We start from the raw sequence: 15,981 nt of genomic DNA, 5'->3' as shown, positions 1-15,981 counted from the left end.
TGGGATATTATACCGAATGTCCGCAGGCTTGTCAAAAAAGAAATCGAAAAAGGCTGCGGTTCCTGCTTTACATAACCATCAGCCTTTTCTTATACCTTCTTTTTATAACTTAGAGCCGCTCACTCCCGGCTACTCTGCCTTTTGAACATCCGTGCCAACTTCCGTCAGACCCTTTACCAGACCGGCAATGCCCTGGATCTCGGACGGGATGATGATCTTCGTCGCCTTGCCGTCCGCTGCTTTGGCAAATGCCTCCAGGCTCTTGAGCTGCAGCACTGCATTGTCCGCGCCTGCTTCCTTGATGAAGCGAAGTCCGTCTGCTTCCGCTTTCTGAACTTTGAGGATCGCTTCCGCCTCGCCTTCTGCCTCGCGGATCATCTTCTCCTTCTGTGCTTCTGCACGCAGGATCGCCGCTTCTTTCTCTGCTTCTGCTTCCAGAATCGCGGACTCTTTCTTACCTTCAGCTACCAGGATCGTCGATTTCTTCTCGCCTTCGGCACGGAGAATGGACTCACGGCGCTCACGCTCTGCCTTCATCTGTTTCTCCATCGCATCCTGAATAGCTGCCGGAGGAATGATATTTTTCAACTCAACACGGTTTACCTTGATTCCCCACGGGTCTGTCGCCACATCGAGTGCAGCGCGCATCTTCGTGTTGATCGTCTCACGGGAGGTTAAGGTCTGGTCAAGTTCGAGATCACCGATGATATTTCGAAGGGTGGTCGCCGTCAGGTTCTCGATCGCCATGATCGGGTTCTCAACACCATACGCAAACAGCTTCGGATCCGTGATCTGGAAAAATACAACCGTATCAATCTTCATCGTAACGTTATCTTTCGTGATAACCGGCTGCGGTGCAAAATCTACAACCTGCTCTTTTAAAATGACTCTTTTTGCCACGCGGTCAATGAACGGCACCTTGAAATGCACGCCAACCGACCATGTCTCCAGATAAGCACCCAGACGCTCTACGACTAATGCCTGTGCCTGCGGCACAATCCGGATACAGGATGACAAAATCAGAAGTACCACAATTGCAATGACAAGAAAACTGATAACTGCTCCCATATTTCCTACTCCTCCTTACATTTGCTGACAATCAGCTTGACGCCGCTGACCGCCTGAATCTGTACCATCGTATCCTTCGGAATCCGGCTTCCATCCGCCGAGCGTGCCGTCCATTCCTGACCGGACACCATCGCCGTCCCTCTCGCCTCGTCGTTATCAATCTCTGCGGTTACCCGCGCTTTTTTACCCACCAGCGCGTCCACATTGGTCCGCACCGTCTTCTGATTGATATACCGGAGTGCCAATGGTCTTGTTGAATACAAAAGAAGGAATGAAACAACGACAAACACTGCCATCTGGATGTAAAGATTCACTCCCGCGATCGACAGGACACACGCAATCAGAGCGCCTCCAGCAAACCAGATCGAAGTCAGCGCCATCGACGCTGCTTCCAGCCCGATACACACTACAAACACCGCCAGCCAGACACACCATACTGACATGTCATCCCCTCCTTCCATATAGGTCTTTTGACCCTGATATCTTAAAACTAGTATACGATATTTTCTGACATTTATCAACCAATCAGCTCTGTTTTTGAACTTACGGTTTTATTACAAACTTCTTAATGGAACATATCGATCTGCAGTTCAATTTATTTCTTCACAGCTCTCTATTTGCACAAACTATCCGGCTTAAAACATTGTTTCAAAAAATGCAATTTACTGCCGTCTCTGCCGTGCCGTCTCAAACAGCAGCACCGAAGCCGCCACCGCTGCATTGAGGGATTCAACCTTTCCAGCCATCGGAATCCTCACCCACGCGTCAGCAAGCGCCGCCGTCTCCTCGGTCAGACCATTTGCCTCATTTCCGATCAGGAAGCCGGACGGACCTGTATAATTTTCTTCTTCGTAGTTATGTTTCCCCTTTAAATGCGCCGCATAGAGGCGGATTCCCTGCTTTTTCACTTCCGCGATCGTCTGATGCAGGTCGTCCGTGTAGATAAACGGCACCCGGTAGATCGAGCCCATCGTGGAACGGATGACCTTCGGGCTGTAAATATCAGCTGAACCACGGTCAAGAATGATGCCTGTCACACCCGCCCCCTCTCCGGCACGCAGGATTGTTCCCAGATTACCCGGATCCTGCAGCGTCTCCAGAATCACAAGCTCCGGTGCCTTTCCGTCCAGGCTATTTTTCAGCACATCTGAGAGCTGATAGGAAAACTGTTCCGCTACCGCCAGGATTCCCTGCGGTGTCTGGGTGTCCGACATATGGCGCATGACTTCATCCGTCACCGTCTCATATCGGCAGCCTGCCAGCAGTTTTTCCGCTCTTTCGCCCTGCTGGCGCAGAAAGCTTTCCGACACATAGACTTCGCGGCGTTTCTCCACCGGCAGTTCCCCGAACATCTTCGGACCTTCCACCAAAAAGACGCCCTGTTCCCGTCTTGCTTTTGCTTTCTTTGCAAGCGCCGTCACCGCTCTGACACGGGCATTGCCCGTGCTCGCGATCACAGGCTGCCTCCTGCCGCTTTCGTCTCCGGCACTCCGTAAACGCAATCCTCATCCAGTGTTTCCAGCTCCTCCAGCCACAGGCGGCTGCACGCATCGCTCGGCATACGCAGGTCGCCGCGCGGCGATACTGCAGCAGAACCTACCTTCGGACCATCCGGCAGGCAGGAACGCTTAAACTGCTGGTTGAAGAAACGGCGGTAGAACACCTTCAGCCATTTAAGGATCGTTTCCTTATCATAAGCACCGTCAAATGCCTGACGCGCCAGGCGGTAAATCTTGCCCGGACGGTAGCCGAATCTTAATATATAGTAGAGATAGAAATCATGCAACTCATAAGGACCAACCAAATCCTCCGTTTTCTGTGCGATCTTTCCATCCTCCTCCGGCGGCAGAAGCTCCGGGCTGACCGGCGTATCCAGTACATCCAGCAGAATATCAGAAAGCTCTTTCTCGCCACAGGTATCTGCATAATAGCGCACCAGATGGCGCACCAGCATCTTCGGAACCGAGCAGTTGACACCGTACATCGACATATGATCGCCGTTGTAGGTCGCCCAGCCAAGCGCCAGCTCCGACATATCGCCGGTACCGATGACAAGACCGCCGATCTTATTGGCAAGGTTCATCAGAACCAGCGTCCTCTGGCGTGCCTGTGAATTTTCATACGTTACATCATGAACCGACGGATCCTGCTCAATGTCGCGGAAATGGATAGTAACTGCCTCTCGGATATCGACTTCTTTCAAGGTTGCACCCAGCTTTTTCGTGAGCTGGCAGGCATTCTGGTACGTCCGGTCAGTCGTACCAAAGCACGGCATCGTCACAGACAGAATATTTTCACGCGGAATCCCCAGCAAATCAAAGGCGCGCACGGTTACTAAAAGTGCCAGCGTTGAATCCAGACCGCCTGAAATACCAACGACAGCATGGCGGCATCCGGTATGTTTGAGACGTTTTTTCAATCCCATCGCCTGGATCGAAAGGATCTCCTCGCAGCGGCGGTTCCGGCTGCCCGCATCGTGTGGGACAAACGGGGTCGGATCGATCGCGCGCTCCAGCGCAAGCGGTTTCCGATCCAGCGTAAAGCTTACAAACCGGTAATCCTCACGGCCTTCTGTCTGATAGGTCGTCATCCGGCGGCGCTCACATTCCAGACGTTCCAAATCGATATCTGCGTAGATCGTCTGATTCTCAAATCGCGCTGACTCCGACAGGATATTGCCATTCTCAGCGATAATATTCTGGCCGCCAAAAACGAGGTCCTGGGAAGACTCTCCCTCGCCCGCATTGGCGTAAATATACGCACAGAGAAGCCGCGCCGACTGACCGCTGATCAGACTTCTGCGGTACTCGCTCTTGCCTGTCACCTCATCGCTGGCAGAACAGTTGACGATCACCGTTGCCCCCGCCGACGCGTGTGCAATACTCGGTGGATTTAAAACCCAGACGTCCTCGCAGATCTCCGCCCCCACGACGAGATTTTCCACATTGTCACAGGAAAATAAAAGCTTCATTCCCATTGGCACCTGATAACCGTCCCAGGAAACGTCGATTGTCTTTTCCCAGCCCGGGTTGAAATAACGTCCCTCATAAAATTCAGAATAGTTTGGAATCCATCTCTTCGGAACCAGACCGAGCAGCTTTCCATCCTGGATCGCCGCTGCCACATTGTACAATTTATTGTTGTATTCCCACGGAAGTCCTACAAATACAAGCATTGAATCGCCAGCTGTAAAGGCGATCAGCTTCCTAAGCTCTTCCTTTGCCTTCGCCAGCAGCGATTTCTGGATAAACAGCTCACCGCACGTATATCCCGTCAGCACCAGCTCTGGAAATACCATAATCGAAGCGCCCTTTTTGCGCCCCTCCTCTATCTGTTCACAAACCTGTTCCCGGTTGTACTCTACATCTGCCACCTTCACTTCCGGTGTTGACGCGGCAACCCGGATAAAGCCATCTCTTATCATATGGTTTGTCTCCCTTATAAATGATTTTTAGAAACACATATTTATTGTAGCGGTCACTATACAAAAAGTCAAACACATAGGACGAAGTTTCCTATGACATAAAAAGAGAGCCGCTTTTCCCCCACAGAAAGCAGCTCTCCGGTCACGTTCACAACCGTTACATTAAATAGTTTGATTGCTATATGTAAATATACCACTCTTTTCCAATTTTGTCAACGTCACCTTTGTCATTTTGCACAATAAATCTTTTTCTTTTTTCGACAAGAAAAAGCAATTTTCACAGTTCTTTTTTACGAATCTTTCCGCTTTCAGTCTTTGGAAACTCCTTTAGCAAGGCAAATTCGCGCGGGATCTCATAATCTGCCAGTCTTTCCGCCAAAAATTCCCGAATTGCCATATTGGTACAACCACATTTCCTGCTGTCACTTCCGACATTTTCTAGTATATCGGAATTTCAAAAGATTGCCAAACTTGTACCACTGAGGGTTTACAAATTGTTTTTCTTTTTACTCAACTGCCAGAACGGATATTTCACGATACCGGGTGTGTTATTGTTTTGTCATTGCGACATACTCCCTCCACTTAGCCAACGCTGGAAGTGTGGGCTTCTCGTTCGCCCTATTGGGCAAAGCATAGGCGAGCTATCCCCGTGTGTCCCACGGTTCTGTTATTATGAACGGGACTGTTTCGTATCTACGCAGTCCCGAACAAAATCTACGTTTTGGGGAAAATCAGGAAATTTTTCTTTCTGTATCAAGTTCAACTCCCGATATCCTCAACCCTTCCCTGCAAATATTGATATCTGCATTCTCATCACGGTTCATCTGATTTCCGCAGGTGCAGCTATACATACGGTCTTCCAGTTTTAGATCTTTTTTGAGTTTTCCGCAGCAGCTGCAGATTTTTGAACTGGGGTACCACTTATCGATACGAACCAGTTTCTTACCGGCACGTTCTAATTTGTAGGAAAGAAAATCAGTAAACATTCCCCATCCATTATCATGAACACTCTTTCCAAACCTTGAATCCTGGCTCATTTCTTTCATGTTCAAAGATTCTATGCACACAAGATCATAAAAATTGGTTATCTTTCTGGATTCCTTGTGCAGATAATCTTTCCGCTGACGTGCAATATGAGCATGGAGTCTGGCTATTTTCTTTTTCTGTTTCATGTAACGGCTGCTCCCCTTTTCGCAATGACTCAGCCTGCGCTGCTCCCTTGCAAGTTTTTCCTGGGACTTTCGGAAAAAGTGAGGATAGTCTGCATGAGCTCCATTGGAATCTACATACAATTCACTCATGGAAAAATCAAGTCCGATTGCGATTTTTACTGACCTAATTTCATATTCCGGTTCTTCTGCCGCATATAGTAATGACACATAATACTTGTCATCTGCTTCCTGGCTGACGGTGGCACCCTTCAATATATAACTATCATCGATACTCCGATGCTGTTTTATGCGGATCCAACCTGCTTTAGGAAGTTTCAGTTTACCACTCTGCAAAGTAATATTTCCATTTACGCAGTTTGTCGTATAACTTCTTACCGGATTCTTTTTTGACTTGAACTTCGGAAAACCAACCGAAGAATCCCGAAAGAAGTTCTTATAGGCTGTCTGCAGATGCAGCTGTGCATTACACAATGCCAGGCTGTCTACCTCCTTCAGCCACGGAAACTCCGCCTTATACTTTGCAGGCGTAACCTTTAATACTTTTCCGGTTTTCTCATAATATTCTTTCTTCTCTACCAGCATCCGGTTATACACGAAACGCACACAGCCAAATGTCCTTGCAAATAATTCTTTTTGAGATTTATTCGGGTAAATCCGAAAACGGTACACGATGTTCACTCTTATTTTCTCCCTGCGTTTCTATGTACTGGCGGATGACCTCAATGGGTGCACCACCAGCACTTAACAGGCAAAAACTCTGGCTCCAGAACATTTCTTTCCAAAGCTTCTGCCGAATCTCCGGATACTCTTTTTTAATCAATCGGCTGCTTGCGCTTTTATACGCATTGATAAATTTGCTGAGTTCCGATTTCGGATGGGCCCGGAACATAATATGAACATGATCCCGATCATGATTCCATTCCTCTAATGTAACATGATACTTCGGAGCGATATATTCAAAAATCTCCCGGGTCCGATCAGAAACAGGATCCGTCAGTACCTTTTTTCGGTATTTTATAACCAGAATCAAATGATAATAGAGTAAAAATACTGAGTGTGCATTACTATCTAATTTTCTCATAAAATCAGCCTTTCCTTTTGCTTTCGACTGATTATATTATAACACGAGAACACTTGTTTGTCTATGTCTTTTAGAACATTTGTTCTCACATGTTTATTTTCATTTATGTGCACAGATATGTGCAGTTTTAATATGCCAGATATTGCATGATTTTCCCAAAAGGCAATTCATCTCACCACCTAGAGAGTATGGGATAATTCTTGCAAAGTGTTGTTAAACGGTTGCTTTTCACTTCCGATGAATTTATAATAACGCCATAGGTTACAGTCTGAAACCAATCCCCGACGCAATGCGGATCTGGAGCGGACATTATAAACCGACACAGGAGGATACTGCCAAATGATCACCATTCAAAATCCGCTGACCTTTACTTCCTCTTATCCGCCCAAACGGTTAGGAGCTATCTCCGATCTGCTTTTTTTCGATATCGAGACGACCGGCTTTTCCGGCGACTACGCCTCGGTCTATCTGATCGGCTGCGTCTGGCACGACGGAAACACCTGGATTCTGACCCAGTATTTTGCCGAGACGAGGGATGCGGAGGAAGAGGTTCTCGACGCTTTTTTTGCACTTCTCCGGACAAAGCGCATCCTCGTCCATTTCAACGGCGACGGGTTTGACATTCCATTTCTGACGAAACGCTGTGTTTTTTATAAAAAGGACTGGAATTTTGAAGCGGTTGAAAGTTTTGATATTTATAAGAAAATACGCCCATTAAAAAAATTGCTGGGACTTGAAAATCTGAAACAGAAAAGCATCGAGCGGTTCCTCGGCATTGCCCGCGAAGATAAGTACAACGGCGGTCAGCTCATCGAGGTTTACGGTGAATATTTACAGACGCACTCTGAGCTGCTGAAACACCTTCTGATTCTCCATAACGAGGATGACTTAAAGGGAATGCCGCAGATTCTGCCGATTCTCGCCTACCCGGATTTTCTGACTGGCGATTTTTCTTTCAAAGGTTCAGAAAGCCGTGATATCCCATATGCGGACGGAAACTCAGAAAAGCACCTGCTGCTTCACTATGAAAGTCCCGTCTCTCTGACAAGCGGATTCCAGTTTTCCATCGGTGATCTGGAGCTGTCGGCGGAAGGAAACCGCCTGACGCTCGACCTTCCATTATATTCCGGGGAACTGAAACGATTTTACAGCGATTATGAGAATTATTACTATATGATCTACGAGGACTGCGCCATCCACAAAAGCGTCGGTCAGTATGTGGATCGCTCCGCCCGCAAGAAGGCAACCGCCAAAACGTGCTACACCCGCGCAGCCGGGCTGTTTGTGCCGCAGCCGCTTCTTGCAGATGGCACTCCGATGTGGCATGAATGCCTGAAAGCAGACTATAAGAGTAAGCAGCTGTTTGTGCCGTATTCAGAACAGCTTTTCACAGATCCAGAGACGGCAGTGCTGTACTTACATAATTATCTGAGAGAATTGTCCTTATAAATTACAGCACCCGTCCACGCTCTCTTATCTCCCGGATCACGTGTCCCATCCGTTTTCTCCGGACTGCCTGTTCTTTCGCCCTCTCCCGTGCAAGCAGCGCCCGGATGAACGCAAAGGTTCTCTCCTCGCCCTGGTCTTTCAGCATCGTGAGGAGATATTCCAGCTGGTACTTCGTCCTCGGGTGCATCACGACAAAATCTCTGCCTCTTTCAAAGTATTCCCACGCACACGCATCCGTGTAATCTTTTCCCTTATAAACCTTCGACGCGGCAATCCGGTCCATTACCATCTCGATCAGGTAGCGAAGGGGCATTTTATTGCCGACAAGCCCCCAGGACTTGTCCGGTGCAAAATCGATCCAGTATTCGAAATGATGTTTGTTGCGTCCCTTGTGGTGCAGCCATGCCGCCGAATAGCCCTTTTCTTCTTTTTCCGCTGCATTTGGGCTGCGGTTTCCCTGATAATATTTAACGCCGGTCGCAAATTCCTCCCAGGAATACTTGGAGAGGTCGTGCAGAAGTCCCTGGCGGTACAGCCCTACCGCAAAGCAGTTTTTCATGACCTCGCATTTATGTTTCGTGATCGTCAAAAAATGATGATACGCATTGTAAATATAATTCATTTTCCTACCTCTTTCCCCTTTTCTTTCCTCCTATTTTACCCCCCGTATTCTGGTTTGACAACCCCACTTTCTTTCGCGGCTTTCTGGAAAATACCCGTTACTGGGACACATGTGTGTACAGTAACAAATGCCCTTATTTTCCACAAAAATTTAACTATTTTTAAATGTCTGAATTTCCAGAAATTTTATGCGAAAACGTTTGACATCAATATGAAACTATGCTATTCTTGGAACAGGTCGTAAATCCATGCGGCCATCACTATTTTTTATATTTTTTTGGAGGTATCATATGAACAGAGGTACTGTAAAGTGGTTCAACAACCAGAAAGGTTACGGATTTATCTGCGACGAGCAGGGCAACGATGTATTCGTTCACTACTCCGGACTGAACATGGAAGGCTTCAAGTCTCTTGAGGAAGGCGCTCAGGTAGAGTTCGAAGTTGTTAACGGTGCTAAGGGACCGCAGGCTACTAACGTAACCAAGCTTTAATCATCAACTTTCCAGTGTACCTGTTTTCCAAATATGTTTGATATATATTTTGCGAATACGTTATATTGATCTAAGTAAAGTGATTATAAAAAGGGATACTGCTTCGGCAGTATCCCTTTTTTCGTCACTGCTCACACATGTGTGAACAGTGACCTTTTTTCTGTCCTGCCATGCGGAACATATCCAAATATCCTTTTTCCGCACAGCAGCCCTATCTATTATCTCATTTCTTTTTACTTCTTAGCTTTCTCGTACAATTTTTTCAGCTCATCCACACTAAATTCATAGTGCTTGTTGCAGAACTGGCAGTTGACTTCGATGCTCTTGCCCTCGTCGATCATCTCCTGCAGCTCCTTGCCGCCGATGCTGATCAGCGCCTTTTCTACACGGCTCTTGGTGCAGTTGCAGGTAAACTGAATCGGCATCTTATCCAGAATCTCCAGACCAAATTGTCCTAAAATCAGCTCCAGAATGTCCTCCGGGGTCATTCCCTTATTTAACATCGTCGTCACCGGCTCCAGCTCACCGATCGTCTTTTCAAGTGCCGCGATCGTCGCCTCCTCTGCTCCCGGAAGAAGCTGGATGATAAATCCGCCTGCCTGGCGCACCGTATTTTCTTTATTCATCAGAACGCCCAGTGCCACGGAGGACGGAGTCTGCTCGGAAGTCGCATAGTAATAAGTCAGATCTTCCGCAATCTCACCCGTTACCAGGATCGTCTGCCCCACATACGGCTCTTTCAAACCGATATCCTGGATTACGCTCAAGACGCCGACTCCCAGCGCACCGCCCACATCCAGCTTGCCCTTCGCATTCGGCGGCAGCATTACCTCCGGGTGGAACGCGTAGCCCTTGACATTGCCGTTCTTATCAGCTGTCACCGTCAGACCGCCGATCGGACCATCGCCCTCGACCCGGATGGTTAAAAGATCACTGTCTGCTTTCATCATCGATCCCATCATGACCCCTGCCGTCATCAGGCGTCCCAGCGCTGCGGTCGCCACCGGGCTGGTATTGTGCGCCTGTCTGGCTTTCTCCACCAGATCGCGGGAAGTCGCCGCAAATGCGCGGATCTGACCATTCGCCGCCGTCGCACGGAGCATATAATCTCCGGTCTGTCCCGTTATTTCACCTGCTTTTATCTTTTCCATCATTTATACCTCTTTTCCATGTTCTCTCGCAACCACATAGATTCGGTCGCTCTCTTTTCGCGGCACGTTCTTCGTAAATGCGTCATACGCCGCCACAAATTCCATGCCCGCCTCTGTGAGCGCCTTTTTTATCTCGTCCAACGACCACGCGCGCTCAAAATGCGTCTCCTGATAGCGGCGGTATAAGTCATCCTCCTCGCGGATAAAGAGCGTCAGATCGTAGGAGTTAATTTTCCCCTCTTCATCATACTCATTTTCCCAGATGAAGCTCCCCTCGTCGCGCACCTCCGCGATCGTCTCACTTCCCATTGCCTGAAACTTTGCCTCCGTGTTCAGGTCGAAAATGAACATTCCCTTCGGATCCAGATAATTGTTGACCAGCGAAAATACGTGCGCCAGATCGTCATAATCCAGAATATAATTCAGCGAATCGCAGATACTCACGACCGCCCGGACCGTCCCGTACAATTCAAATTCACGCATATCCTGCAATAAATACAGAATTGGCAGCCCGGATTCTGCCCTTTTTTCGATTGCTTCCTGCAGCATATCCTCCGAGACATCCACGCCGATCATATCATAGCCTTCCTTTGCCAGAAGCTCCGTCAGCGTGCCGGTTCCGCATCCCAGATCCAGCACCAGACCATCATTGATCCCATATTCCTTTAAAAGAGAAGTCAGGTACCCGCACCAGTCCTCATAGGGAATATTATCCATAAACATATCATATACTTCCGCAAAACTCGTGTAAGCGTCCATTTAGCCTCTCCTTCTATATTGCCGATGCAAAAATGACTGCCATGCACCGAAAGCTTTCCCCTACTGCACAATCTCCTTCCGATGCCAGCACTCCCATCATAGCAATTTTTCGCCCTGTTTGCAAGAATAATTGAAAAAGCACGCGCAGATGACCAGGAATGGAGTAATTGTTCACAGGTAGGCACTTTTGGAACCGAAAGTGCCGTAAGAAAACGTGGTGGCAGCAGGATTTTGTCGTATACACTAACTCTTGACGTTCCACGCAGAACTGACTATACTAGAGCGTATGAAAAATTTGACTGAAAAACAAAAACATTCCCCCATCAAAAGCCGCCGTTTTTACCGCCGGCAGATGTGGCTTCCGGCGCTGGTGCTGATCGCGTCCATCCTGCTCCTGTGGCAGAATGCCGGGGAAAATTCACACTCCCCGCGGCCGATAAACAGCCAGTGCAAGTTTGAAGATTTTTATAACCCGGCTCAGCCCTATGTCTCGGTGAACGCTCCTTCCTTATATTATACAGGGTGCGCTGCCTACGATGGAAAGAAAGAGACCGGATATTATTATTACTCTCTGGAAAATGGAACCTGCCATTTCTATCTGCTCGATCCGTCTTCCGGCTATCCAGAGCCGCCCGAACGCAAAGCACTTTCATTAAACGGGCGTTTGATCCGCCTGAACGAGGATACCTATGAATCGCTTCTCCAGACGATGGCGGACAGTCTCTCCTGGACGGTGAGCTCCCTGCGGAACATGACTTCTCCTTATATCATATCCGCTCTGCCGTATCCCGCTCTGACGCATGAGGTATTTCATCTATTAGCCGGATGTGCGTTTCTGATCGCCCTGGTGGATCTGATCTGGCTTTTTTACCATTCACTCCGGCACCGCCGGGAGCCGCTGCAGCTTTCCGGTGAGGCACAGCAGGGGCAGCAGGATTCTTCCAGTGAGCAGCCGCGCACTTTGATTTCCCACCGCAGGAAAAAACATTGACAGACGATTCAAGCCATGCCGCTTTCCCTGGCATAGGCTGAACCGTCTGTCTTTTTTCGGCTGCTATTTCGTTTTTCTCTATTTCAGCTTATCAGATTATGCTTCTATCTGAATACACCGCGCCCAGTGTGTCCTTGAAAGTTGTACTGCCTCCGGTGACAACGGCACATGGGCACACGCCTCTCTTCTCTTCGGACATCGCTCATAAAAGATACACTTCTCCCCACTGCCCTCTATCTTCTTTGGTGCATTCTGGACGGACCGCTCTTTTTCCTGATTTTCCAAAAGGTTCTCTTTCGTCTGTCCCCGCTCTGGTTTTTCCATCCGGCTGTCTCTCTCCGGCTCCGCACTCTGCTTTCCTGCCTCCGCATCCAGTTCCATTGTATCCCCGCCGATCGCCGCTTCCAGCAGAAGTTTCGTGTACGGGTGCGCCGGATGCTCATAGATCTCTTCTGCCAGACCTTCTTCCACAATCACACCCCTGTAAATGACCATGACACGGCTGCAGAGCCCGCGCACGACGTTCAGATCGTGGGAAATAAAGAGGATGGTCATCTGCTTTTCGGCGTGCAGCTTCAAAAGCAGGTTCAAAATCTGGGACTGGACCGTCACATCAAGCGCCGAAACAGGCTCATCCGCGATCACCAGGCGCGGATCCATGAGAAGTGCCACGCCGATGCTGATGCGCTGTTTCTGACCGCCAGAAAGCTCTCTCGGATGGCGCGCCGCAAAGGACTCATCCAGTCCGACATTTTCAAGCATTTCCTTCACTAGCTGCCTGCGCTCTGCGCGGTCCCTAATGCCGCGCAGGCGCAGCGGTTCTTCCAGAATCCATCCGATCGTCCGCGCCGGGTTGAGCGATCCCGCCGGATCCTGAAATACCATCTGCGGACGGACACCGTCACGCACCTTCACCTCACCCGTATAATTGTCGTGAAGTCCCAGGATCGTCTTGCTGAGCGTCGATTTGCCGCAGCCGCTCTCGCCCACGATCCCCACAATCTCTCCCTCTCTTGCCGACAGGTTCAGATCGTGAATTACGTGTTTTTTTCCTTTTTTACGGAACAGACCGCCACGCACATCGTAAAATACGTTCAAATCCGTCAGGCGCAGGATCACCCCGCCGGAGCTTTCCCCTTTTTCTCCCTCCGGAATCGACGCCACCAGATGGCGCGTATATTCATGCTTCGGATGCAGAAGGACGTCTTCCGTCTGCCCTTCTTCCACGATCTCGCCCTTATAAACCACGATCACACGGCTGCAGAGCGCACGCACAACATTCAGATCATGGGAAATAAAGAGAATCGACGTTCCCTTGGTCCGGTGGATATTCCGCAGAAGCTCCAGGATCTGTGCCTGAACGACACAGTCTAACGCTGTCGTCGGTTCATCCGCAATCAGAAGACTCGGAGAATTGATCATCGCCTGCGCGATCATCACACGCTGGCGCATGCCGCCGGAAAGCTCATGCGGGTATTTACCGCACAGCCCCTCCGGGTCCGGCAGACCGACTTCTGAGAGTGCCTGCACCACCCGCTCATGAATCTCAGAATTTCCGAGTTTCGTATGGATCCGCAGGCTTTCCCCGACCTGCCGTTCGATTTTCAATACCGGATTTAAGGAGGTCATCGGCTCCTGAAAGACCATCGCCATTTTGCTGCCGCATAGCTGTCTCCGCTTTTCCGGTTTCATGGTCACCAGATCTTCTCCCTGAAAACAGAGCGATCCGGAGGCAATCTCGGCGTCCTTCGGAAGCAGCCCCATCAACGCCAGCGCACTCATGGATTTTCCTGACCCTGACTCGCCGACTACTCCGACGATCTCGCCTTTTCCGATCGAAAAGCTGATGCCCTTGACTGCCTCAAAGGTCGAATTTCCTTCTGGAAAACGGATCGACAGATTTTTTATCTCAACCAATGGTTCCATCTTTTCGCCTCCTTACTGCTGCATCGAGCGCAGCCCCTCGCTCACCATGCTGAATCCCAGAATAATCAGGATGATCGTCACGCCCGGTCCGATCGCGTACCACGGCGCATTGAACAGGTACGACTGCGCTTCGTAAAGCATTCTCCCGAGACTCGGCTCCGGCGGCTGGATTCCCAATCCCAGATAACTCATACTCGCCTCCGCCAGCACCGCATTGTTAAATCCGATCGCCGCCGCCGTCAAAAGGCTGACCGCCGCATTCGGCAGAATATGGGCGAAAATAATCCGGATATGCCCTGCGCCAAGGATCCGCGCACTCTTGACAAAATCCAGTTCCCGGCACCGGATCACCTCACTGCGGACGATCCGGGCAAAACTCGGGATAAAAAGGATTCCCAGCGCCAGAATAATGTTGTAGCTTCCCGGCTTCGTAAGGCTGATGAAGATAAGCGCCAGAAGAATGCTCGGAAACGATAAAAGGATATCATTGAACCGCATGATCAGGTTATCGAAAAAGCCGCCGAAATAGCCGGTCAGCGCACCGACGATCGTGCCAAACACACACCCGATCAGAACCGTGCAGACTGCCACAAAAAAGGTGCTGCCGCTTCCCGCCATCACACGGCTCAAAATATCGCGCCCGAAGTTATCCGTTCCCAGCGGGTGTGCTGCACACGGCGCCAGATTGACTGCCATGGAGTCCATCGTCGTCGTCCCATACGGCGTCCAGAACTGTCCGATCAGGGCAACTGCCAGAAAGAACAGCGTGATCGCGCCCCCTATCATCAGATTATAATTCTTTCGTTTCATTCGTCTTCCCTCTATTCTTCCGCCGTCCGGACTCTCGGATCCAAAACCTGATAAATCATATCAACCGCAAAATTGATAAGTACGACCACCGATGTGATATACAGCACGATCGCCTGCACAACCGGATAATCGCGGTTGGAGATCGAGCTGATCAGAAGTCTTCCGATTCCCGGCACGCTGAACACCTGCTCCGCCACGATGCTGCCGGCAAGGATCTCCGCGATTACCATCGCAAAGAACGTCACAACCGGAATCATCGCATTTTTCAGCACATGCCCGTACAATACCGCCGTTTCCGTATTGCCGCGGCTGTAGGCAGTCCGCACGTATTCCCGGTTCATCTCGGTCAGAATCGAGCTTCGCAGGAATTTCACCACCATCGCAATCTTCGGCAGCGCCACCGCGAGCGCCGGAAATAAAAGGTACTGTGCAGACTTTCCGAAATTTTCCGACGGTTCGATAAATTTACCCGGCTGGAACATATGAAGAATCAGTCCAAACACGTAGGTCAGGATCATGCCGAGAAAGAATGACGGCACCGCCATCAGAATCTGCGTCAGGCAGTTCGTCAGCGTATCGACCCATTTCCCGGCAAACCGGGCACTCAGGATTCCGAGCGGAACTGAAATCACCGTGATGATGAGCAGGGAAATGACTGCCAGAAGCACCGTGACCGGAAGCCGCTGTGCCAGAAGGGAGCGGACTGAGGTTCCCTCATACCGGTAGGACTCCCCGAAATCCCCCTGCATCGCATTGGTCACCCATCTTCCATACCGCTCCAGAAGTGGATCATTTAATCCCATCTCATCCCGCGCCCGCTCTAACTGCTCTTCCGTCGCGTCCTTTCCCAGCCTGGAAAGTGCCGCATCGCCCGGAATCACAGAAAAAGCGGTAAACGTCAGGAAGGATATGACCAACAATGTGATAATGAGAGTTATCAGTTTTTTTATAAAGAATTTCATAATTCCCTCCTGCGTTTACCGCTTCTTATTCTGTTGTTATTTCCTGGTTACTGTTCACGGGCAGGCACTTCTGGAA

At 49.6% G+C, this 15,981-nt stretch carries 16 protein-coding genes; 3 read left to right on the top strand and 13 right to left on the bottom strand.

Annotated elements, in window-relative coordinates; genetic code table 11:
• Positions 1 to 129 precede the first annotated feature (129 nt).
• The 7 genes from DWV73_RS08480 to tnpA all read right to left on the bottom strand — a co-directional run bounded on the left by DWV73_RS08480 (position 130) and on the right by tnpA (position 6,745).
• Complete coding sequence (locus DWV73_RS08480; protein ID WP_022359803.1) at positions 130 to 1,068, bottom strand: SPFH domain-containing protein; 939 nt, start codon at positions 1,066 to 1,068, stop codon at positions 130 to 132.
• A 5-nt stretch (positions 1,069 to 1,073) separates the two neighbouring features.
• Entirely contained in the window at positions 1,074 to 1,511 is a 438-nt protein-coding gene (locus DWV73_RS08475; protein WP_107000164.1) for an NfeD family protein, read from the bottom strand.
• Between the two features lie 219 nt (positions 1,512 to 1,730).
• The gene (locus DWV73_RS08470) at positions 1,731 to 2,525 is read right to left on the bottom strand and encodes an RNA methyltransferase (RefSeq protein ID WP_117796417.1); all 795 of its coding nucleotides are present in this window, start codon (positions 2,523 to 2,525) and stop codon (positions 1,731 to 1,733) included.
• Positions 2,522 to 4,489, bottom strand: coding sequence for an NAD(+) synthase (locus DWV73_RS08465; RefSeq protein WP_181986239.1), 1,968 nt, complete (start codon positions 4,487 to 4,489; stop codon positions 2,522 to 2,524). Before DWV73_RS08465 ends, DWV73_RS08470 begins: the two co-directional genes overlap by 4 nt.
• 280 nt (positions 4,490 to 4,769) lie before the next feature.
• Positions 4,770 to 4,889 (bottom strand): hypothetical protein, encoded by a 120-nt coding sequence (locus DWV73_RS08460; RefSeq protein ID WP_117796415.1) that lies wholly within the window; start codon positions 4,887 to 4,889, stop codon positions 4,770 to 4,772.
• 334 nt (positions 4,890 to 5,223) lie between these two features.
• Entirely contained in the window at positions 5,224 to 6,333 is a 1,110-nt protein-coding gene (locus DWV73_RS08455; protein ID WP_347472258.1) for an RNA-guided endonuclease TnpB family protein, read from the bottom strand.
• Entirely contained in the window at positions 6,305 to 6,745 is a 441-nt protein-coding gene (gene tnpA, locus DWV73_RS08450) for an IS200/IS605 family transposase (RefSeq protein ID WP_117796413.1), read from the bottom strand. The genes DWV73_RS08455 and tnpA overlap by 29 nt, the downstream gene beginning before the upstream one ends.
• A gap of 339 nt (positions 6,746 to 7,084) precedes the next feature.
• Between tnpA and DWV73_RS08445 the strand changes: the two genes are divergently transcribed.
• Entirely contained in the window at positions 7,085 to 8,194 is a 1,110-nt protein-coding gene (locus DWV73_RS08445) for a ribonuclease H-like domain-containing protein (protein WP_107000167.1), read from the top strand.
• Position 8,195: 1 nt separating this feature from the next.
• On the opposite strand, the gene DWV73_RS08440 is transcribed toward DWV73_RS08445, so the two are convergent.
• Positions 8,196 to 8,816 (bottom strand): DUF5662 family protein, encoded by a 621-nt coding sequence (locus tag DWV73_RS08440; protein ID WP_242995775.1) that lies wholly within the window; start codon positions 8,814 to 8,816, stop codon positions 8,196 to 8,198.
• Between the two features lie 289 nt (positions 8,817 to 9,105).
• On the opposite strand from DWV73_RS08440, the gene DWV73_RS08435 reads away from it, so the two are divergent.
• Positions 9,106 to 9,306, top strand: a complete 201-nt coding sequence (locus DWV73_RS08435) for a cold shock domain-containing protein (protein WP_022359797.1) — start codon at positions 9,106 to 9,108, stop codon at positions 9,304 to 9,306.
• Between the two features lie 233 nt (positions 9,307 to 9,539).
• On the opposite strand, the gene hslO is transcribed toward DWV73_RS08435, so the two are convergent.
• Positions 9,540 to 10,460, bottom strand: a complete 921-nt coding sequence (hslO, locus tag DWV73_RS08430) for an Hsp33 family molecular chaperone HslO (protein WP_333489824.1) — start codon at positions 10,458 to 10,460, stop codon at positions 9,540 to 9,542.
• Positions 10,461 to 11,216, bottom strand: a complete 756-nt coding sequence (locus tag DWV73_RS08425) for a class I SAM-dependent methyltransferase (protein ID WP_117796412.1) — start codon at positions 11,214 to 11,216, stop codon at positions 10,461 to 10,463.
• Positions 11,217 to 11,502: 286 nt separating this feature from the next.
• Between DWV73_RS08425 and DWV73_RS08420 the strand changes: the two genes are divergently transcribed.
• The gene (locus DWV73_RS08420; RefSeq protein WP_107000168.1) at positions 11,503 to 12,207 is read left to right on the top strand and encodes a hypothetical protein; all 705 of its coding nucleotides are present in this window, start codon (positions 11,503 to 11,505) and stop codon (positions 12,205 to 12,207) included.
• Positions 12,208 to 12,303: 96 nt separating this feature from the next.
• On the opposite strand, the gene DWV73_RS08415 is transcribed toward DWV73_RS08420, so the two are convergent.
• The 3 genes from DWV73_RS08415 to DWV73_RS08405 are packed head-to-tail and all read right to left on the bottom strand — an operon-like array spanning position 12,304 to position 15,905.
• The gene (locus tag DWV73_RS08415) at positions 12,304 to 14,133 is read right to left on the bottom strand and encodes an ABC transporter ATP-binding protein (RefSeq protein WP_117796411.1); all 1,830 of its coding nucleotides are present in this window, start codon (positions 14,131 to 14,133) and stop codon (positions 12,304 to 12,306) included.
• A 12-nt stretch (positions 14,134 to 14,145) separates the two neighbouring features.
• Positions 14,146 to 14,943: an ABC transporter permease gene (locus DWV73_RS08410; RefSeq protein ID WP_107000170.1), complete on the bottom strand. Its 798-nt coding sequence runs from the start codon at positions 14,941 to 14,943 to the stop codon at positions 14,146 to 14,148.
• Positions 14,944 to 14,954: 11 nt separating this feature from the next.
• A complete protein-coding gene (locus DWV73_RS08405; protein WP_117796410.1) occupies positions 14,955 to 15,905 on the bottom strand; it encodes an ABC transporter permease in 951 nt (316 codons plus the stop codon).
• Positions 15,906 to 15,981 lie beyond the last annotated feature (76 nt).

Source organism: Clostridium sp. AF12-41 (assembly GCF_003461685.1).
Classification (GTDB): Bacteria; Bacillota; Clostridia; order Lachnospirales; family Lachnospiraceae; genus Otoolea; species Otoolea fessa.
This window is presented reverse-complemented; position numbering and strand designations above follow the sequence as displayed.